This window comes from Paenibacillus tyrphae, assembly GCF_027925525.1.
In the GTDB taxonomy this organism is placed as follows: Bacteria; Bacillota; Bacilli; order Paenibacillales; family NBRC-103111; genus Paenibacillus_G; species Paenibacillus_G tyrfis_B.
Genome location: NZ_BSDJ01000008.1, coordinates 68,921 through 88,995, shown reverse-complemented (window position 1 = coordinate 88,995; position 20,075 = coordinate 68,921). Strand labels below are relative to the sequence as shown.

Below are 20,075 nucleotides of genomic sequence, written 5' to 3'. Positions count from 1 at the left end.
TTCCCTCCTATTCGTCCTATACTTTTCCATTTTACAATATTCAACAGGATGTGTCGAAAAAAATTAATTCGCCGCCGCTGGTGGTAAAGAAAAATAAATCGTGCTAGAAAACGCTCACAAACTGTAGTAGAATAGATCAAGTATTTACAAATTCATGAGGAAAAAGGCATACCTGTCTGAAAAGCGGGGACGCAAAGCCATGGGTCTGCCCTTCCCGAACGGGAAGAACGATCGCCAGGTTGCCACTGTTGTGACATTCCGCCACTTCAACGCCAACCATAGAAGCCGGGCGCGCCGCTGCGGTTTTTTTTCGTGCGTTCGGGACCGACACAGATAAACAGGAGGGGGTCCGTTTTATGAGCAAGTGTCCGTTTCATACCATTGCCCGTTGGTTTGGGAAAGACGGCGCCGTGCCGGAGGGACATGTTTCGTTATTGCAGCAGGACAAGCTGAACGCAGTTAAGGTCACCTGCAAGGTGAACGATGCGGAGCTGAAGGCGCAGCTTAAAATGATCGCTTTGTCCGAAGAGGATCTGCGCATTCTGGCCATGTTTAAGCCTATGATCGAGGGGCGGATCGACGAGATTGTCGATTCGTTTTACAAAGCCGTGCTGCAAGTGGACAAGCTGGACCGGATTATACGGGACAATTCGACCGTCGAACGGCTGACCCGGACGATGAAGACACATTTGACCGAGCTGCTCGATGGCAAAATGGACCGGGCGTTTATAGAAAAGAGAACGAAAATCGCCCTGATTCACGAGCGGATCGGACTGGAACCAAAGTGGTATTTAAGCGCTTTCCAAAATCTGCAGAACGGATTTATCGACGCTGTCGTCAGCCAGGTTCAGCACAAAGACGACATGGTGGCGATTAACCGGGTATTGACCAAGCTGTTCAACTTCGAGCAGCAGCTCGTGCTGGAAGCGTACGAAAAGGAGAATTTGCGCCAGCGGGAGCTGCAGCATGAAAAATACCGCAACGATCTGCGCATGTTAAGCGAGGAACTCGCCGCGCTGACGCAGGAAAACAACGCGGTGGTCGAGACATTAATCTCGACGAGCAGCGACGTGAAGGAAGCCTTTGCCTCGATGGCGGAGCAGTCAAGGTCGAGCCAGGCGATGGCCGGCACAGGGCAGGAGCAGATTCAGGCGCTGGAAGCGAAAATCGTCGTCATTCACGAACGCGCCGATCATATGCAGCAGTCCGCCGTGCAGCTGAACGAGCTGTCGTCGCAGATCAAGGATATCGTTACGATCGTACAAGACATTGCGGCGCAGACCAATCTGCTTTCTCTGAATGCAGCCATTGAGGCGGCCAGGGCCGGCGAGCACGGAAGAGGGTTCTCGATTGTCGCCGACGAGGTGCGCAAATTGTCCGACGATACGAAGAAGACGCTGACGCGCATTGCGGATATCGTTACCGAATCAGATAAGTGCAATGACCGGGTCGTACGATCGATTCACGAGGTGCGCCAAGTCGTGGAAACGAGCCGTACGGAAGCGCTGGAAGCGCGAAGGGTGTTCAGCGAAATCGTACACTCGATGCAGACGAATATCGATCAGACGGAAGAGGTCGGCAGCGAGATGGACCGGCTGGTACATACGATCGGCGAAATAGGCAATGCGGTAAGCCGGGTAGCATCGACTGCGGAAACGCTGCGGGATAAAGCGTAAAAAAAGGCTGGTGCATAACGGGCGGAAAAGGCGATAATGTCTATAGACAAACAGAAAGGAATGAGCTGACGAAAATGAATGTGAATATCATCGGAAGCCGGATGACGCACAGCAAAGAGAGCGGCTACGTGGGCCATGTCGAGTTTCAATATGAAGGGCATGAAGCGCCGTATGAAATTACGCTGCACAGCAAAAATGCGAAGGATTGGAGCTACAGCCTGATTTTTTCCAAAGAATCGGGATCGGAAGAGGACATTCTTGCGGTAGAAGAAAGGCTGGAAGAAGACGACGATTTCTACGACCTGCTTGTGAACGCCGCGCTGCAAAGCTTGCCTCGTCAAGAAGGATAGCCGTTGGCAATTTGTTCAATAATTCGCCTTTTAATTCCACGCAAATCCTATTGACGAAACGTTTACAAATGGGTATGATGTGACTGTAACCGAATACAAATTGGCGTGTTACCGATAAAAGGGCATGAGCCAGGAAAAGACTATGATCAGAGGTCTTTTTTTGGCTCTTTTTTGTTTGCCGTCAGCTCGGAACGTAAGGAAAGGTGGTGGGTTAGGCTATGCAAGCGAATCGTCTGCTTCGAATCGAGCGGGTCATCAGCAATAATGTGCTTATGGTGTTGGATTCGGATTCCGGGAAGGAGTACGTGCTGCTGGGCAAGGGCATCGGATTTTCCTCCAAAGGAAGCGGGACGATCGAGGCCAAAGACCCCCGTATTGAAAAACGATTTCGGCTGGACGACCGCGATCAGATGAGCGAGTATCACACGCTGCTGGAAGGAATCGACCCCGAGGTGATCCGAATCTCCGAGCGGATCATTGACAGCATTAACGGGCAATTTTCCGAGCCGCTGAACAACAAGGTGTATTTTGCGCTGCCAAGCCATATTCAATTCGCGGTTTACCGGCTCAAGAACGGGATGGATATCGTCAATCCGTTCCTGCAGGAAACGCTGCTGTGGTTTCCCAAGGAGTACGAAATTGCGCGAAGCGCGGCAGCCATGATCAGCGAGGCGTTCGACATCGAAATCCCGGAGGACGAAATCGGATTTTTGACCTTTCACGTCCATTCGGCGGTCACCAGCGTTCCGGTCGGAGAGCTGGTGAAATTCTCCAATCTGGTGAATGAAGCGGTCGCAGTAGTTGAAAGCGAGCTGGGCGTCCCCGTTCCGCGCGACAGTATGGATTATGTCCGGCTGATCACGCATTTGCGGCATGCGATCGAACGGATTGCCCATGGCAAAGTTGTTCGCAATCCGTTTATGAACGAATTCAAAACCCAATACCCCGAGGAATACCGGCTGGCCGCCGAGCTTGGTTCTCTGATCGGGCAGCGGCTGGAGACGGATGTTCCCGAAGATGAGATCGGCTATATGGTCATGCATTTGTACCGGTTGTTTCAAACGTATCCGGGAGAGCGGTCAACACAACAAGGGAGGAAGTAACAGATGTTCTCAAAATGGCTATCGAACAAGGCGAAGACGAACCGGCTGGAAATCGCGTCTCCGATAACGGGCAAGGCCGTAGAGCTGGAGCAGGTTCCCGATGAAGCATTCGCAGGCAAGCATATGGGCGAAGGGGTCGCCATCGAACCGACGGAAGGCAAGCTGATCGCTCCGTTCGACGGCACGGTCGCGCATCGGATCGACACGAATCACGCGCTCATTCTGGAGCACGAATCGGGCGTTCAGCTCCTGGTTCATATCGGGATCAACACGGTGGCGCTGCGCGGCGAAGGGTTTACGTCCCACGTATCGACGGGCGACAAGGTGACGGCCGGCCAGACGCTGATCGAATTCGATATCGAGCGTATTAAGGAAGCGGGCTATCCGCTGATTACCCCGGTTATCATCGCCAACGGCGAAGAAAGCGTGTCGGCCGTGGAATACCGATTGGGGCCGATCCGTGCGGGAGACGCCGGACTGCTGAGCGCGGTTTTAAAAAAATAACATAACCATTTCGAAAGGGTTGAGTGATTATGCTCGCTTCTTTGCAGAAAGTCGGAAAAGCCCTGATGCTTCCCGTCGCCGTTCTTCCGGCGGCCGCCATCCTGATGCGGTTCGGGAATATTGATTACGTCAAAGACTTTCATATGGGGGATAGCGTCGGCGGGTTTCTGAACCAGTATATCGCGCCGTTCCTGAACGCCGGCGGCTCCGCCATATTCGATAACCTGCCGCTGATTTTCGCGGTCGGCATCGCGATTGCTTTCATCGGAGACGCAGTCGCGTCGTTGGCTGCTGTAATCGCTTACTTGGTATTGACCAACGTATTGTCCAAAATTCCCGCGGCTTTCCCGATGCTTGTCGATAAAGACGTGAAGCTGAACATGGGCGTGCTCGGAGGCATTCTCGCAGGGGCGCTGGCATCGTATTTTTATAAAAAGTATCATAATATCAAGCTGCCCGATTGGTTAGGCTTTTTCAGCGGTAAGCGGTTCGTGCCGATCATTACCTCGCTTGCGATGGTGCTGATCGGGATCGTGTTCGGGATTATCTGGGGGCCGATTCAGCATGCGCTGGACGAACTCGGCCGCTTTATCGTAGGCTTGGGCGGCTTCGGGGCCGCGGGGTATATGCTCGGCAACCGGTTGCTGCTGCCGTTCGGCCTGCATCACGTGCTGAACTCGATCGCCTGGTTCCAGATCGGCGACTTTACGGATGCGACCGGCCAAGTGATTCACGGGGACTTGTACCGCTTCTTCAAAGGCGACAAGTCGGCCGGGATGTTTATGACCGGATTCTTCCCGATGATGATGTTCGCGCTCCCGGCCGCTGCGCTCGCGATGGTGCATACGGCGAAGCCGGAAAAGCGCAAAATCGTAGCGTCCATGCTGTTCGGAACGGCATTCGCCTCGTTCCTGACCGGAATTACGGAGCCGTTGGAATTCGCCTTCATGTTCCTCGCTCCTGCTTTGTATGCCGTACACGCCGTACTGGCCGGGGTAGCCGGTTATGTCACGTATGCGCTTGGCATTAAGCACGGCTTCGGGTTCTCGGCGGGATTCATCGACTATGCGCTTAACTACCCGCTGGCAACGAAGCCGCTCTTGATTATCCCGATCGGTCTTGCGTTTGCGGTCGTGTATTACTTCATGTTCCGCATCCTGATCGTGAAGCTGAATTTGAAGACGCCGGGGCGGGAGGACGACGACATCGTCGAGGCTGCTGCGGTAGAAACGGGAGCGGTGCCTGCGGGCAAAACGCCGGTCTCTCAAAAGGCAGGCCAAGTCTTGGCTTCCATCGGTGGCGCCGACAATATCGTAGGATTGGACGCCTGCATTACCCGGCTTCGGCTGGTTGTGAAGGACGAAGTGGCGGTTGACGACAAAGCGCTGAAGGGGCTGGGCGCCTCCGGCGTCATGCGGCTCGGTCAAGGCGCGGTGCAGGTTATTTTCGGACCGCAATCCGAGCAGTTGAAAGACGAGATTAAGAAGATCATGTAGATTTGCCTGCTGCAGGCAATCATTCAGATAGAGAAATATAAACTATACGGAACAAGGAGTGCAGAGCGATGCAAAACGACTATATTGTTCAAAACCTGTTAGGACTTCACGTACGTCCCGCCAAAAAAATTGTGGAGGCTGCCGGACGCTATAAGGAATGCAACATTTCCTTGGAAAAATCGGGTAAGCGCGTCAGCGCGAAAAGCCTGGTAAACGTGCTCACCATCGGCGCCAAGCACGGAGACACGGTCACGCTCATTACCGAGGGGGAGCAGGAAGAAGCGGCGCAAGAGGAGATCGGCCGTATTCTGGCCGAATATTCCGAAGCGCCGGCCCGGAAGGAGGGGTAACCGTGCGGCTGCAGGGAGTTGTCGCGGCGCCGGGGATTGCGATCGGCGTCGCGAAAGTGATGCGGGAGGAGCAGCGGCCGGAGCGGCTTCCGATCCGGGCGGAAGAGACGGACACCGAGCTGGAACGGCTGGCTGAGGCGATCCGCCGGGCGGACGAGGAGCTGCAGGAGATCGCCCGGGACTTGACGGACCGGGGCCGGGAGCAGGAAGCGGAAATTTTTGAAGGCCACCGGCTGTTCCTTCAGGATGAAGAGCTGATCGGCAAGGCTCAGACGATCATCCGCGAGGAACGTATCTGCGCGGAAGCGGCGCTGGACGAAGCGATGCAGGAGACCGTCGCGCTGCTGGAAAGCCTGGACGACGAATATTTGCGGGAAAGAGCTGCGGATATCCGCGACGTAACACGCCGTGTGATCCGCAAGCTGCTCCATGCCGCTGAGCCTGTGGACACGCGCTTGACGGATGAGCCCTTCATTCTGATCGCGGATGAGCTGACGCCTTCGCAGACGGCCCAGCTTGATCCGAAAGCGACGGCGGGCTTCGTCACCGCTTCCGGCGGCAAGACGTCGCATTCCGCCATATTGGCCCGCTCGCTCGGCATTCCGGCGATCGTCGGCTTGGGCGAGAGCCTGTTCCAGGTGCAGGACGGCCAGCGGATTGTCGTCGACGGCCGCGAAGGCGTCGTGCTTGTCGCTCCGGCAGAAGAGCAGCTTACGGCCTACCGCCAAAAAGCAAGCGAGCAGCAGGCGTTGGCCGAGCGGTACCGTGCGTTTGTAGACCGCCCGTCCGTGACGCTGGACGGTGCGAGCGTCGAGCTCGTCGCTAACATCGGCTCGCCGGCCGATGCGGAAGCGGCCGCGCGCGGCGGGGCCGAAGGCGTAGGGCTGTTTCGCACGGAGTTTCTATACATGGGCCGCGACTCGCTGCCGACGGAGGACGAGCAGTACGAAGCGTATGCGGCGGCGGCACGGGCCTTCGGACCGGAGGCGTCGGTCGTGATCCGCACGATGGATATCGGCGGGGACAAGGAGCTGCCGCTGCTGGAGCTGCCGAAGGAAGAGAACCCGTTCCTAGGCTACCGGGCGATCCGGATTTGCCTGGACCGGCCGGAGTTGTTCAAGACGCAGCTTCGCGCCATTTTGCGGGCCAGCGCGGAGGCCAACGTCAAGATCATGTTCCCGATGATCGCTTCGCTCCGCGAATGGAGACGGGCCAAAGCCGTTCTGGAAGAAGCAAAGGCGGAGCTGCGGGCCGAAGGTCAGGCGTTCCGGGACGATCTGGAGACGGGCATCATGATCGAAGTGCCGGGAGCGGCGCTGATGGCGGACCGGTTGGCCAAAGAGGTCGATTTCTTCAGCATCGGGACGAACGATCTCGTGCAGTATACGATGGCGGCCGACCGGATGAATCCGAAGCTGGCGCACTTGAACGATCCGCTTCAGCCTGCGGTGCTGCGTCTGATCGATCAGGTGATCCGTGCGTCGGCGCGGGAAGGCAAATGGGTCGGCATGTGCGGGGAAATGGCGGGGCAGCCGCACGCGGTACCGATTCTGCTCGGCATGGGCCTGCACGAGTTCAGCATGAGCGGCGTCCACGTGGCGCGTACGCGGGCGCTGATTGCGAAGCTGGACCGGAGCGAGATGGGCAGGCTGGCGGAAGCGGTGCTTGAGCTGAGCGATCCGGACGAAGTTCGTAGCGAGGTCGAATCGCAGCTTCCTTGGCTGCGCGAGTATTTATAGAAGCTAAAGCACGGCGTAGGGCGTATGAGCCCGCGCCGTGCTTTTTTTCTGGAATGAACTGTAAACTTGACGATGCCTTTTGCGAACATTACAATAAGTAGTGTGAGGTGCTTTCATGAAAATACATTCATTCAAAACGAACGAAAGCGGATTAAACCGCTTTTTCGGACCTCTGGAAGCAAAAATCATGCATATCCTGTGGAACGGTCCGGAGATGGCGATCAAAGACGTGCAGGCGAGGCTGGCTAAGGAGCAGGCAATCAATTTCAACACGGTGATGACGGTCATGAACCGGCTGGTGGACAAGGGCGTGCTGCGCAAAAGGGCGGAAGGGCGCGTGTCCTTATTCCAGCCTACCCAATCGCTGGAGCAGTTTCTCGAAACCCAATCCAAAGAGCTGACGAACGATTTGCTTGAAGAATTCGGACCGCTTGTCGTGAACCATATGCTGGACGCCTTGGAAGAAGCGGACCCGGCGCTTCTCGAGCAGCTGGAGCAAAAAATTCAAGCTCTGAAAAAGGAAAGATAGCCTATGTGGGAAAAACGTTCCAGGACCCTGTTCCTTACGGGCCTTGGGTTATCGGCCCTGATCATGTCCCAAATTATCGCGTATGCGCTGCATTTGCTGTTCGGCTTGGAACTCAAGCATAACCTGATCCAATTTTGTGCTAGTACGGCGAGCATTTACGGCTTGGACGGGCTGGTGTACGCCTTCGACATTGTCGTGCTCTACACTCTGCTGCTGACCGTCGGACTCATCGTCCAGCAGCAATGGGCGTCGTGGCGCACGTTCCGGCGCTTGCAAAGCAAACGGGACGAACAGATGACGGCGGAATTGAACAAGCAGTACGGCAGCGGCGGCGAGCCGATTCTGGTCGTCGCGTGCGATGAGCCGCGGGCGTTTACGATGAAGCTGCTGAACCCGAAGGTTGTTTTATCGACGGGCTTGATTCGGCTGCTGGATGCGAAGGAGCTGGAGGCGGTCATCCATCATGAAATGTATCACCGGAAGCACGGCGATCCGCTCAAAGCGTTCGTGCTGTCGCTCTGCTCGTCGGTCATGGGATACGTCCCGCTGCTCCGGTGGGTGCACCAGAAATACCGGACCGTTCGTGAGGTGCTCGCGGATAACTATGCCATCGAACAGCTGGGCTCGTCCGTAGAGATCGGCAGCGCCCTGCTGAAGCTCCTGAAGCATAGAAAGTCGGAAACGATGGTATTTTCCTATGTCTCGTTCGCAGACAACTCGATCAACTGCCGCATTCAGTTAATTTTGGACCCGCAATTCGAGATTCCGTTCAAATTGCCGCTGAAGCTGACCATGATTTCATTCCATGCGGTACTTTTGCTTGGTGCGATGTTTTTTTTCGCCACCCTCTAATCGGGCAGTAAAGAACTGCTGCGCGGGCGGATTATTTTTCCGGCCGGCGCATTTTTTTGCGGTCGGACACTACAATAAGTAGTGTCCGGTAGTGAGGAGGAGGTGCGACTCGAATGAAGCAGGGCGGACGAAAGGGAGCAGACCTCAAGTCAGCCTGAAATTAAGATTTATTTCAAGGAGGAATTGGTGAAATGACAATGTTTTCTGAATTGGGAGCTTTGATTGTACGTATCGTCTTGGGAGTGACTTTTCTTTTACACGGGCTGCAAAAATTTCAATCGGGGATTGAAAAAGCCGCAGGCTTCTTTCAAAGCATCGGGTTGCCCGGTTTTCTGGCCTATACGGTTGGCGGCATCGAACTGATCGGCGGCATTTGCATGATTATCGGGCTGGGCGTGCGCGTATTTGGCGCATTGTTTTCGATCATTATGCTTGGCGCGATTCTGACCGTCAAGCTGTCGCAGGGATTTGTCGGCGGGTATGAGCTGGATCTTGCGCTGTTCGCCATGTCCCTGCACCTGCTGATCAGCGGGAACCGTGTGCTGGCGGTGGACAGCTTGTTCCGCAAGCGGAGCGCGGAGGGGGCGAGCGCCTAGCGCGCTTTCGCGATTGTGCAGCATATGGGCCATATACGAGGGCTGTCTCAAAAAAGTAGAGCGATCTACTTGAGAGACAGCCTTTTTTCTATAGCTGTGCAGAAACCGTTCTGTTATGTCGAGCGGATGGATAGAGAAGATGTTGACAACAACTAAACCTACATAATAATATTACTTTGCGTAAAAATTTAATTTTACGGAGGCCTGATATGATGGAAATTTCAAAGGGAGTAGAAATGCTTCATCTCGATTTTCATGGGAATATGATTCACCCCATTCTTTTGTGGGATCGAGAAATGGCTGTTTTAATAGACACAGGATTCCCAGGGCAATTTGAAGATTTACGCGCGGCCATGGAAAAGGTAAAAGTGTCGTTCGACAAACTAAAAGTTGTGCTTTTGACGCATCAGGATGTGGATCATATAGGCAGTCTTCCTGAAATTTTGCAGGAGTGCGGTCATCATGTTAAAGTTTATGCGCACGAACTGGATAAGCCGTATATTCAGGGGGAGATACCACTTCTAAAAGACGGGCACCTTGAAAATCCCCCGAAAGGCAGAGTGGACGATACCTTGATTGACGGTCAGGAGCTGCCGTTTTGCGGCGGGATTCGCGTCATCCATACTCCTGGGCATACTCCCGGTCATATCAGCCTTTATTTAAGGCAGAGCAAGACTCTCGTTGCCGGGGATTCGATGTACAGTGTAAACGGGATTCTTGGGGGAATTCATGTCCCGACCACACCGGATATGAATACTGCTTGTCTTTCTTTAAAAAAGTATTTGGACCTCGACATTGCATCCGTGGTTTGTTATCACGGGGGATTAAGCAATGTAAATGTAAAGGATCAGATATTAGGGCTTTGCCAAAACCGCTGATTCAGCCGAAGAAACGGTCCGCCAGCGGAAACTCCCCGATGAAATAAGTGCCGCCCGCTTCGTAGGTCTCCCCTGCGGCAGCGGTATAACGATCGAATACTTGCGGATACAGCTTCTGCATGCTCGCGTCGCGGTGCTGCAGCCAAACGATCGAGCCGGCGGCTCTGCGTCCCGGCATGCCTTGCCTGAACGTGTTGGCGATGTCGTGAATCGTCATCGCGACCATCGTATCAGGCTCTCCGTTCGTTCCGGCGCTGTTATGCACGTAAGCATAGCTCGACGATTGATCGTTTTCCGTCAGGTCTGTCGTACTGCCATCCGTAGCGACGGCGTCATACGGCCTCCCGCAGCCGGTGAGAAGCTTGGCCGCGAACGAACCGGGCACGGGGAACATCATGCCGTAGCCGGTCGATATCGTAACCGGACGAAGCCATTTGACCTTCGATTTGACCGATACGCCGCTTGCCGAAGCCGTATGCACGCAATGGATCTCGGCAAGTGGATTGCCGGGATCAGAGGGGTGTCTGCCGAGCAGCCGCTGTACGATTTTTACCGATTTGACGGGTCGGAAGGACGTCTCCGGAGTCCAGTCTGCAATTTCTGCATCATCGAAATAGATGCGCTGGGCAACGGCGTAGACGGTGCCGACGTTGACATGCTCGGGCAGCCACTGCGACGGGAGGGCGGAGCCCGCAGGCGTAACAGAGAAGGCAAATTCCTTGTTGCTCCAGGAATGCAGCACGTCAAATTGCTTGCTTGCGCGGACTGCGCCGGATGGGGGATTTACCGGGGTCATGACCGATACGGACCCGTTCATCAGCTTGATGAAATCGTCATTCGGATCTTTGGCGAACGCGTAGTGGGCGCACCGCTTTCCCTTAAACGGAATGAGCACTTCCAGGGCGCGGTTTCCGGAAAGCATCGCATAAAGCGTGACGGCCGTTTCGTTATGCTCCCGAAGCAGCCGGACGAAGTCGACTTGCGGCGGATAAGCAGCGCCTTCTTTCGGCGGGGAATCCGCGGGAGGATTTGTGTAAACGTTTTCGTAAACGCTGGCGCCAGACCCGGCACCGCTTACGTTTGGCCGGAGCAGGGTCCCGCAAGCAAGCGTCGCGCCCGCCATGCCAATGGAAGCGAGCAGCGTTCTCCTTGTCAGACGTTTTCCGCGAATGGGGTTCTTCGTTCCGGCGTTTTCCGGAACATCGGGTTCCAGCTGTTTTTCCATAGGCATCGCTCCTTTTCTTACCGTTATCATACCAGCCCTGCTTGTCTTTTTCTTTGGCGGATTATTCGGAAAATTTGCACTTCAGCATTATTAGCCGAGGGATGCAGGTTCGGAATCGGGCGCTGTCGATCCGGATTGGAGTATGGTATAGTTGGAACGTAGGAGGCATAGGAGCAGCGCCAGAAAAAGAAGTCGCACTACATCACTATAGGAGATCTACTTAAATCATGGAAAAGAAAAACGTACATTTCGGCGGCGTGCTGGCCGGCATTTTGGTAGATCAGGTCACTTCGTTCGTCTCTTCGCTGTTGATCGGCACGATCTACATCACGTCCAACCATATCAGTCCGAGCGAAATTTCCAAGGTGTATGCGAATACGCCGATTTTGGCGATTTACCTGCTTGTCGGCTTGTTCTGCACGGGGCTCGGCGGGTATGTATCGGCATCGGTAGCGAAGCGGGACGCTTATTTCCATGCTTCGATTATCGGCGTCGTGGGAGCCGCGATCGGCTTCTATTATTCATTCGCCAACGCCGAGGTTCCGTTATGGTATCATCTCATCGGCTTCGTGGCCGTCATTCCCGCCGCCTTGCTGGGAGGTCATGCCGCTTTCGTGAAAAGACGGCGGGCCAACCCGGATAAGCGGCCCGGGAGCGGACCGAAGCCGGATTGACCGGCAGTTCGCAAGGTGGCTGCTAAACGAAAGACCGTCCGAATGACGAATCGGACGGTCTTTTGCCGTGCGCGCTAGCTTTGTGCCGAGACGGTCTGATGTCCGGGCGAGGCTGCGGCCGGATGCAGCATTTTGCCGCTTTTCCAACGGCGGAGAACGAGAAAACCGCGTAAATATTCGTCGGCGATCATCGACGCATAAATGCCGGCCAAGCCCCACTCGAGCCGAATGCCGAGGAAGTAGGAAAACGGCGTTGCGAGCAGCCAGAGCGAAAACACTCCGGTAATCATAATGAACCGGGTATCTCCGACTCCCGTTAAGGCGCTACCCATGGCCATATTGATCATTTTCCCCGGCTGCAGCAGCAGGTTCAAGCCGAGCAGCGCAACCCCGAGCGCCACAATCTCCGTATCAACGGTGAACAGGGACAGCGCCTTACTGCCGAATACGTACAGCAGTAAAGCATTGGTCATGACGACCGCAAGTCCCGTCCACATTCCCCGATAAGCGGCGCGGTAAGCCTCCTGTTTCCGTCCGGCCCCGAAAAGATGGGCGATCTGAATCTGCAAAGCCATGGCGACGGAATACCCGAGGGTGAAGCAAAACGACTCCATCGTATTCATATAGGTCCGCGCCGCCAATTCCTTGGCCCCGAGCATCGCAATGAACGAAAACAAAATCAGCTGCGAGAACACCCACGAAGCCGAGTGCACGCCCATGGGCCAGCCGATCTGCATCGTTTCGCGGAACAAAGGGCGATCGAATTGCAGAAGGTCTTTCCAGCCGATCCGGCGCTCGAACGAATGCACGAACAGGAAGGCGAGCACGATCGTAGCCAGCAGCCGGCTGACAAGAGTCGAGACGGCCACGCCGGACAACCCCCATTGCGGGAAGCCGAAGGCGCCGTAAATAAAGGCGTAGTTCAGCACGACGTGAATGACGTTCATCCCGATCGCGATGTACATCGGACCGCGCGTGTTCCCCGTATTGCGAATCGCCGTGCTGAGTGCGGCCATGGCGGCGGTCAGCGTCATGCCTCCGCCGACGATGGAGATGTACGTGTCGGCCAGCGGCAGCAGAGCGGCCGGGACCTGGAGCAGCGCAGCGATATTGCGGGCAAAAAGATAGAGCGCGAGGCTGAGCACGGCGCCGATCACGACCGAGATATTGACCGACATGATGGCGACCGTCCGCGCGTCTTCCGGCCTGCGGGCACCGAGCTTTTGTGCGATCAGCACGCCGGCTCCGTTGGCGACCGTCATGAACAAAATCGTGACGGCGGCAAACAATTGCGTGGAAATGCCCACGACGGCAACGGCGCCGTCCGATATGCGGCTGACCATGAGCGTGTCTGCCGTACCCAGCAAAAACTGCAAAAACATTTCAATAAAAATGGGCCAGGCGAGCACCCATAGCGTAAACTTTTTGTCGTCATTCATGTTCCGTATCCTCCTGATGCCGTATTCCCATATCACATTATAGAGCGTATACTTGAAAGCATGTATCAGTATCCGAACTAAAAATATCAATTTATAAACCTGACTTTATATGATGTGAAGGTGAAAGCGATGCCAATTCTCGAATTTACATCCCCGCCGCTTCCTCACTATTTGGCCAGCGGCTTCTGCGTCATTGCGCCCGGGCGCAAGCATCCGAACCGGCACAACATCGGCGTGTTCGATCTGCTGGTCGTGCAGGAAGGCTGCATTTATATGATGGAAGGCGGCGTTTACTACGAAGTTACGGCGGGCCATGCGATCATTCTCCGGCCTGACCGGCATCATTATTCGCCGCAGGGGTGCACGACGGATACGGCGCATTATTGGCTGCATTTCAACACGACGGGCGCGTGGAGAGAGACGGAAGAGGAAGCACCGCCGCTGCCGTCCGTTTCGATGGAAGAAAAAAGTTTCACGATGCAAACCTTCGCGATTCAGCTTCCCCAGTTTACCAAGCTGCTGAAGCCGACGTCCGCCTACCGGACGATGCAGCAGCTCGGCGAGCTGGAGAAGGAGTCGCACCGCAATTGGGCGCGCTGGAAGCATCAGCAGCTGTTTCAGCAGGTGCTGGAGCAGCTTAACGCTTCGCTGCAAGCGGAAACGCCGCCGCCCGGAGCGGAAGTGGCGGATCAGGCGGCGTCTTACCTGCGCCAGCATTTCAAGCAACCGGTGACTGCGCAGAGCTTGGGGGAGGCGCTTAATTTTCACCCTGTATATATCGCGCGCTGCATGCAGCGGGAATTTGGCTGCTCGCCCTTCGAGTATTTGCTGCGTTACCGGCTGGAGCAGGCCAAGCTGCTGCTGCTGCAAACCGACTTCCCGGTCGCCCGGGTGGCCGAAGAGGTCGGCTTCAACCAAGCGGCCTACTTTACGTCCTGCTTTGTCAAAGTGGAGGGCTTGACTCCGCGCGCCTACCGCAAGCGCTTTTCCCATGCCTGACCGGATCGGTGCTGCTGCCGTAACATAGGGAAAGTGGAGTAACGGAGGAATCGTACATCCATATGCTTCGCGGTAACGCCGTTTCTTCTTCGGAGGAGACGGCTTTTTGCCGCTCGCGGCATCGTTTTGTTTGAGCTTAGGAGCTTGGAAAAATGATTGGGAGCGCCGATGCATGCGGGATGAACGATTGCTCCAGCCTATGATAGCGATAGGGAATTCGTAATTGATGGCTCGGACTACCCTCCCTATAATGAAAATCGTTAGCCGTCATTCGGAGAACGAACGATGGAATCGAAAGGGGGGCAAGCGATGCAGCATTTGCAAAATCAAGACCCTGTGGTGGCCGAAGCCATCCGAAAGGAATTCGTCCGGCAGCGGGACCATATCGAGCTGATCGCTTCCGAGAACTTCGTCAGCCCGGCCATCCTGAAGGCGATGGGGACGGTGCTGACCAACAAATACGCCGAAGGATATCCCGGCAAACGATATTACGGCGGCTGCGAGTATGTGGACATGGCCGAATCGCTCGCCATTCAGCGGGCGATGGAGCTGTTCGGAGCGGAGCACGCCAATGTGCAGCCGCATTCCGGAGCGCAGGCCAATATGGCCGTTTACCTGGCGGCGGTTCGCCCCGGCGATACGATTCTCGGGATGAATTTGGCGCACGGCGGCCATCTTACGCACGGAAGTCCAGTGAACTCCTCCGGTCAGATGTACCGGTTCGTTCCTTACGGCGTGAATGAGAAGACGCACCTGCTCGATTACGACGAAGTCCGGAGCCTGGCGCTCAAGCACAGGCCCCGGATGCTGGTCGTCGGCGCGAGCGCTTATCCGCGGATCATCGATTTCGAACGGCTGGCGCAAGTCGCCGCCGAGGTCGGAGCTTTATTCCTGGCGGATATGGCGCATATCGCCGGTCCTGTCGCCGTAGGACTGCATCCGAGTCCCGTACCGCATGCGCACTTCGTGACGACAACGACGCACAAAACGCTGCGCGGGCCGCGCGGGGGCATCATATTGTGCCGCAAATCGTGGGCGGCCCAGATCGACAAGGCGGTATTCCCGGCGACCCAAGGGGGGCCGCTGATGCATATGATCGCCGCCAAGGCGGTGGCCTTGGGCGAGGCGGCGCAGCCGGACTTCGCCGATTATACCGCGCGCGTGCTGACGAATGCGAAAGCGCTGGCCGAAGGCCTGCTAGCGCAAGGATTGGATGTGTTGACCGGCGGAACGGATAATCACCTGCTGCTGCTCGATCTGCGCAGCGTCAAGATGACGGGCGTCGATGCGCAGGAGCTGCTCGACAGCGTCGGCATTACGGTGAACAAAAATGCGATTCCTTTCGATACGGCCAGTCCGATGGTCACCAGCGGCATCCGGATCGGGACGCCGGCGGTCACGACGCGGGGCATGGGGCCGTCGGAGATGGCCGAGCTTGCGGGCTTAATCGGTACGGTGCTCAAGCACCCGGACCATGCCGGAGTCCGCGGGCAGGCACGCCGAAAGGTGAAGGAGTTGACGGCGTCCTTTCCGCTCTATGACGACATCGATTGAAGAAAGAAGGGAATGCCATGGAGTTACCGTTGCTTGAAGCGAAGGAAAGCGCGCTGTTTCCGACCTATGCGCGGCATCCTCTGACCTTCGTCCGGGGAGAAGGCTCGCGGCTGTGGGATGATCGGGGGAACGTCTATTTGGATTTTATGTCGGGACTTGCCGTATGCAACCTGGGTCATGTTCCCCCACAAGTTAAACAGAGCGTGGAGGAGCAACTGGGGCGTTTGTGGCACGTAAGCAACCTTTTTCAAAGCCCCCAGCAGGAGACGTTGGCAAAGCTGCTGGCGGATCATAGCTGCACGGACCTCGCATTCTTCTGCAACAGCGGTGCGGAGGCGAACGAAGCGGCCATCAAGCTGGCAAGGCGCTATGCCCAGCGGGTGCAGGGCAAAGAGCGGTACGAGATCGTGACGTTCGAGAAGTCGTTTCACGGCCGTACGCTTGCCACGCTGACGGCGACCGGACAGGACAAGGTGAAGGACGGCTTCTATCCGCTTCCCCAAGGGTTTGCCTATGCGCGGTATAACGATATTGAGTCGGTGGATGCGTGCATCAACGAGCGAACCGCAGCGGTCATGCTGGAGCTCGTGCAAGGCGAAAGCGGCGTGCATCCCGCCGACCCGGTGTTTGTCCGGGAACTGGCCCAGTTGTGCCAAGAGCGGGAATTGCTGCTGATCGTCGACGAGGTGCAAACGGGGATGGGGCGTACCGGCAAGCTGTTTGCCTACGAGCACTACGGCATCGAGCCGGATATCGTGACGCTGGCCAAAGGGCTGGCGAGCGGCTTGCCCGTCGGAGCGATGCTGGGGAAGCGCAAGCTGCGCGAGGCTTTCGCGCCGGGCAGCCACGCCTCCACGTTCGGCGGATCGCCACTTGCCATGGCGGCAGGCATCGCCACGCTGCGGACGATGCTGGAGGAACGGCTACCGGAGCGGGCGGCAGCGGCCGGGCGCTACGCGCTGCGGCGGCTTGCGGCGGAGCTGCATCAAGCCCCGCCGGTGAAGGCGGTCCGCGGGCTTGGGCTGCTGATCGGCATCGAGCTGGACCGGCCGGTCGAGCCGTTCGTCCGCGAGCTGCAGCGTAAGGGCTTGCTGGTGCTGCCGGGAGGGCCTTACGTGATCCGGTTTATGCCGAATTTGTACGTAGCCCACGATGAGATCGACCAGGCGGTGGAACGGCTTGCGGATGTCCTTTTTCAGGCTTCGGACAAATAGATTCCGCGAGCGGGCGGGCGCTAAGGATTTTGATGGTCTGCCGTTGTGGGAAAGGATGCCGTTACCCGGGGCTTTGGGTTTTAACCGTAGCGATAAGCTGTTCCATAAAAACCCGGCTTGCCGCGCACAAATATTTATTTTTTCGGTAGACGACCCCGATCTGCGTCGTGATCGCGGGATTCGCGATCGGTACGATGCGGATTCGCGGGTCGGCAATATAGTCGAGGTAAGCCTTGGGCAGGACGGTTACGCCGACGCCTTGAGCGACCATATTGATGATCGACTCCATCGTCGTCATCTCCAGCACCGGCTGCGGAGCGAAGTCGAGCGCCCGGCACCGCTCGTCCAGAAGCTGCCGCAGATGATAGTTACCCGGCAGCAAAATGCTTGGAATCTCCCGCAGCGCCTCGAGCGTCACGGATAGCTCCTGCCCGATGGGATGCTCAAGCGGAGCCGCCAGAGCGAGCTCCTGCTTGCATAACGGTATCGTCTCCAGCTCCTCATGCTCCATCGGCATGAAGACGATGCCGAGATCCAGTTCGTTGTGCAGCAGCCCGTTGTAAATATCGCCGGTGCGGAGGCCCTGAACGGACAGCTTGACGTTCGGATACCGCTCGTGAAACGAGATGACGGTCGGGGGCAGCAAATAATTGACGACCGTCAGCAGCGCTCCGATGGTCAGCGATCCGCGCTTTAGGCCCTGCAGCTCGCTGATGGCGGCGCGGGCTTGGGACAGCTCGTGGAACACGCTGTAGCTGTGGCTGAGTAAAATTTTACCTGCCTCGGTAATGATCGTTTTCTTGCCGACGCGGTCGAACAGGGGCGAGCCGATTTCGTGCTCGAGCGTGCGGATTTGCTGGCTGAGCGACGGCTGGGCGATGCCGAGCTTGTCCGCCGCCCGCGTAAAGTGCAGCTCCTGGCATACGGCCATGAAATATTCCAATTGTCTGAGCTCCAAGGGGCATTCCTCCGGGATGATGTCGAATATATTATCGCTTAATCATAGATTTTGACGATCATTATATAGTAAACGATAGGAAAAAGGAAGGGCAGGTGGATGTTCCGTGAAGCTTCATTTCATTCAGCATGTGCCGTTTGAAACGCTCGGCCTTATTGAAGTATGGGCCCGGGAGAAGGGCCATACGGTTACGGGAACGAAGGTATACGAGCAGGCTTCGTTTCCCGCGCTTGGCGATTTCGATCTGGCCGTCGTATTGGGCGGTCCGATGGGCGTTTACGACGAGCGCCTGTATCCGTGGCTCAGCGCGGAGAAGGCATGGATCGCCGCCGCGATCCGGCAGAAGAAGCCGCTGCTCGGCATTTGTCTGGGCGCCCAATTGATCGCGGAGGCGATCGGAGGCAAGGTTCGCCAGAGTTACTACCGGGAAATCGGCTGGTTTCCGGTCGAACTGACCGAGGCAGCGAAACAAAGCCCGGCGTTCCGGGGCTTTCCCGAGCGGGTTGTCCCGTTTCACTGGCACGGGGATACGTTTGAGCTGCCGGATCGGGCGATGCGCACGGCCAGCAGCAAGGGCTGTCGAAATCAGGCATTCGTTTACGAAGACCATGTGGTCGGTTTGCAGTTTCATCTGGAGATGGACGAAGTGGGAATCGGCCGGATGCTGCAGCACGGCAAGGACGATCTCGTGCAAGGCCCCTACGTGCAGAAGCCGGAGGAGATAGCGGGCCGCACGGAGCTGGTGAGCGCGTCGAAAACGATTTTGTACACGCTGCTGGATGCAATGGAAAGGCGCTGTTCGGAGACGGAGCATAGGCTGTACGCTTCCGACAAGGGGCGCGTTTACCGGACCATCGGAGACTAGAAAATAGGGGGAATCAGGATGGAGACAGGCTCCACACGTGTAAAAAGAGGAATGGCCGAGATGCAAAAAGGCGGCGTCATCATGGACGTGATGAACGCGGAGCAGGCGAAAATCGCGGAAGCCGCAGGTGCAACGGCGGTGATGGCGCTGGAGCGGGTGCCGGCGGATATCCGCGCGGCCGGTGGGGTGGCACGGATGGCCGATCCGACGGTCGTCGAGGAAGTGATGAAGGCCGTAACGATTCCGGTCATGGCCAAAGCCCGCATCGGCCACTACGTGGAAGCCCGGGTGCTGGAGTCGCTCGGGGCCGACTACATCGATGAAAGCGAAGTGCTGACGCCGGCCGACGAACTGTTCCATATCGACAAGCGGGCGTTTACCGTGCCTTTTGTCTGCGGAGCGCGCGACTTGGGCGAGGCGCTGCGGCGGATCGGCGAAGGCGCTTCGATGATCCGCACGAAGGGCGAGCCGGGCACGGGAAACATCGTGGAGGCCGTGCGGCACATGCGGATAATGATCGGCCAAATGCGTAAGGTGCAGAGTATGAGCAAGGATGAGCTGATGGCCGAAGCCAAAGCTTTGGGCGCGCCATACGAGCTGCTGCTGAACGTTTACGAGACGGGCCGTCTGCCGGTCGTCAATTTCGCGGCGGGCGGTGTGGCGACCCCGGCCGATGCGGCGCTTATGATGCATCTGGGCGCGGACGGCGTCTTCGTCGGGTCGGGCATTTTCAAATCCGACGCGCCGGAAAAGTTCGCCGCAGCGATTGTGGCGGCAGCCACGCATTACACCGACTACTCCTTGATTGCACAGGTATCCAAAAACTTGGGTACCCCGATGAAAGGGATCGAAATTGCCACGCTGCAAGCCGCCGAGCGGATGCAGGAACGCGGCTGGTAAGTGATGAAACCCATCCTTTGCGATGGGTTTGAGCTTGTTGAGAAAGTGGTCAAACGGGATTATAGAGGCAACGAAGGGGTGGGGTATCCACTTCCGACCACTCTTGTCTTCGGGAAATTTGATTGGAAGCCGCTTACTCGCGGACATTTCCCGAAGACAAAGGCGGCCGCTATC

20 protein-coding genes and 1 riboswitch are annotated in these 20,075 nt (G+C 56.7%); of the genes, 17 read left to right on the top strand and 3 right to left on the bottom strand.

Annotated elements, in window-relative coordinates; translation table 11 throughout:
- The first annotated feature begins 155 nt into the window (after positions 1 to 155).
- A riboswitch (cyclic di-GMP riboswitch) is annotated at positions 156 to 247 on the top strand.
- Positions 248 to 356: 109 nt separating this feature from the next.
- The 11 genes from QMG93_RS11715 (at position 357) to QMG93_RS11665 (ending at position 10,073) form a co-directional block, all read left to right on the top strand.
- Positions 357 to 1,676: a globin-coupled sensor protein gene (locus tag QMG93_RS11715; RefSeq protein ID WP_281936563.1), complete on the top strand. Its 1,320-nt coding sequence runs from the start codon at positions 357 to 359 to the stop codon at positions 1,674 to 1,676.
- A 74-nt stretch (positions 1,677 to 1,750) separates the two neighbouring features.
- The gene (locus QMG93_RS11710) at positions 1,751 to 2,026 is read left to right on the top strand and encodes a hypothetical protein (RefSeq protein WP_281936561.1); all 276 of its coding nucleotides are present in this window, start codon (positions 1,751 to 1,753) and stop codon (positions 2,024 to 2,026) included.
- 218 nt (positions 2,027 to 2,244) lie between these two features.
- On the top strand, positions 2,245 to 3,129 hold the full coding sequence (locus tag QMG93_RS11705; protein WP_281936560.1) for a BglG family transcription antiterminator: 885 nt from the start codon (positions 2,245 to 2,247) through the stop codon (positions 3,127 to 3,129).
- A gap of 3 nt (positions 3,130 to 3,132) precedes the next feature.
- The gene (locus QMG93_RS11700) at positions 3,133 to 3,633 is read left to right on the top strand and encodes a PTS glucose transporter subunit IIA (protein WP_281936558.1); all 501 of its coding nucleotides are present in this window, start codon (positions 3,133 to 3,135) and stop codon (positions 3,631 to 3,633) included.
- A 29-nt stretch (positions 3,634 to 3,662) separates the two neighbouring features.
- A complete protein-coding gene (locus QMG93_RS11695; protein ID WP_281936556.1) occupies positions 3,663 to 5,129 on the top strand; it encodes a PTS transporter subunit EIIC in 1,467 nt (488 codons plus the stop codon).
- A gap of 68 nt (positions 5,130 to 5,197) precedes the next feature.
- A complete protein-coding gene (locus QMG93_RS11690; RefSeq protein ID WP_281936554.1) occupies positions 5,198 to 5,479 on the top strand; it encodes an HPr family phosphocarrier protein in 282 nt (93 codons plus the stop codon).
- A 2-nt stretch (positions 5,480 to 5,481) separates the two neighbouring features.
- On the top strand, positions 5,482 to 7,218 hold the full coding sequence (gene ptsP, locus QMG93_RS11685; RefSeq protein WP_281936552.1) for a phosphoenolpyruvate--protein phosphotransferase: 1,737 nt from the start codon (positions 5,482 to 5,484) through the stop codon (positions 7,216 to 7,218).
- A gap of 115 nt (positions 7,219 to 7,333) precedes the next feature.
- Positions 7,334 to 7,747 (top strand): BlaI/MecI/CopY family transcriptional regulator, encoded by a 414-nt coding sequence (locus QMG93_RS11680; protein WP_025849161.1) that lies wholly within the window; start codon positions 7,334 to 7,336, stop codon positions 7,745 to 7,747.
- Between the two features lie 3 nt (positions 7,748 to 7,750).
- Positions 7,751 to 8,599: a M56 family metallopeptidase gene (locus QMG93_RS11675; protein ID WP_281936546.1), complete on the top strand. Its 849-nt coding sequence runs from the start codon at positions 7,751 to 7,753 to the stop codon at positions 8,597 to 8,599.
- Positions 8,600 to 8,790: 191 nt separating this feature from the next.
- The gene (locus tag QMG93_RS11670) at positions 8,791 to 9,195 is read left to right on the top strand and encodes a DoxX family protein (RefSeq protein WP_281936544.1); all 405 of its coding nucleotides are present in this window, start codon (positions 8,791 to 8,793) and stop codon (positions 9,193 to 9,195) included.
- Between the two features lie 212 nt (positions 9,196 to 9,407).
- Positions 9,408 to 10,073 carry an MBL fold metallo-hydrolase gene (locus QMG93_RS11665; protein ID WP_281936828.1) on the top strand — a complete coding sequence of 222 codons (666 nt, stop codon included), beginning with the start codon at positions 9,408 to 9,410 and terminating at the stop codon, positions 10,071 to 10,073.
- Position 10,074: 1 nt separating this feature from the next.
- Here the strand turns inward: QMG93_RS11665 and QMG93_RS11660 are convergent, their stop codons facing one another.
- On the bottom strand, positions 10,075 to 11,298 hold the full coding sequence (locus QMG93_RS11660; RefSeq protein WP_281936542.1) for a hypothetical protein: 1,224 nt from the start codon (positions 11,296 to 11,298) through the stop codon (positions 10,075 to 10,077).
- 227 nt (positions 11,299 to 11,525) lie between these two features.
- Here QMG93_RS11660 and QMG93_RS11655 point away from each other — a divergent pair, with 227 nt between their 5' ends.
- Complete coding sequence (locus QMG93_RS11655) at positions 11,526 to 11,972, top strand: hypothetical protein (RefSeq protein ID WP_281936540.1); 447 nt, start codon at positions 11,526 to 11,528, stop codon at positions 11,970 to 11,972.
- Between the two features lie 74 nt (positions 11,973 to 12,046).
- Here QMG93_RS11655 and QMG93_RS11650 read toward each other — a convergent pair whose 3' ends face one another.
- Positions 12,047 to 13,411 carry an MATE family efflux transporter gene (locus QMG93_RS11650; protein WP_281936538.1) on the bottom strand — a complete coding sequence of 455 codons (1,365 nt, stop codon included), beginning with the start codon at positions 13,409 to 13,411 and terminating at the stop codon, positions 12,047 to 12,049.
- Between the two features lie 129 nt (positions 13,412 to 13,540).
- On the opposite strand from QMG93_RS11650, the gene QMG93_RS11645 reads away from it, so the two are divergent.
- From QMG93_RS11645 to QMG93_RS11635, 3 genes are all read left to right on the top strand, one after another.
- Positions 13,541 to 14,410, top strand: coding sequence for a helix-turn-helix transcriptional regulator (locus tag QMG93_RS11645; protein ID WP_281936537.1), 870 nt, complete (start codon positions 13,541 to 13,543; stop codon positions 14,408 to 14,410).
- Between the two features lie 309 nt (positions 14,411 to 14,719).
- Positions 14,720 to 15,964, top strand: a complete 1,245-nt coding sequence (glyA, locus tag QMG93_RS11640) for a serine hydroxymethyltransferase (RefSeq protein WP_281936826.1) — start codon at positions 14,720 to 14,722, stop codon at positions 15,962 to 15,964.
- A 17-nt stretch (positions 15,965 to 15,981) separates the two neighbouring features.
- Positions 15,982 to 17,178 (top strand): acetylornithine transaminase, encoded by a 1,197-nt coding sequence (locus QMG93_RS11635; RefSeq protein ID WP_281936535.1) that lies wholly within the window; start codon positions 15,982 to 15,984, stop codon positions 17,176 to 17,178.
- Between the two features lie 61 nt (positions 17,179 to 17,239).
- On the opposite strand, the gene QMG93_RS11630 is transcribed toward QMG93_RS11635, so the two are convergent.
- Positions 17,240 to 18,136, bottom strand: a complete 897-nt coding sequence (locus QMG93_RS11630) for a LysR family transcriptional regulator (RefSeq protein ID WP_281936533.1) — start codon at positions 18,134 to 18,136, stop codon at positions 17,240 to 17,242.
- A gap of 106 nt (positions 18,137 to 18,242) precedes the next feature.
- Here QMG93_RS11630 and QMG93_RS11625 point away from each other — a divergent pair, with 106 nt between their 5' ends.
- Positions 18,243 to 19,001, top strand: a complete 759-nt coding sequence (locus tag QMG93_RS11625) for a type 1 glutamine amidotransferase (RefSeq protein ID WP_281936531.1) — start codon at positions 18,243 to 18,245, stop codon at positions 18,999 to 19,001.
- Between the two features lie 18 nt (positions 19,002 to 19,019).
- A complete protein-coding gene (pdxS, locus tag QMG93_RS11620; RefSeq protein WP_281936529.1) occupies positions 19,020 to 19,901 on the top strand; it encodes a pyridoxal 5'-phosphate synthase lyase subunit PdxS in 882 nt (293 codons plus the stop codon).
- The last annotated feature ends 174 nt before the right edge of the window (positions 19,902 to 20,075 follow it).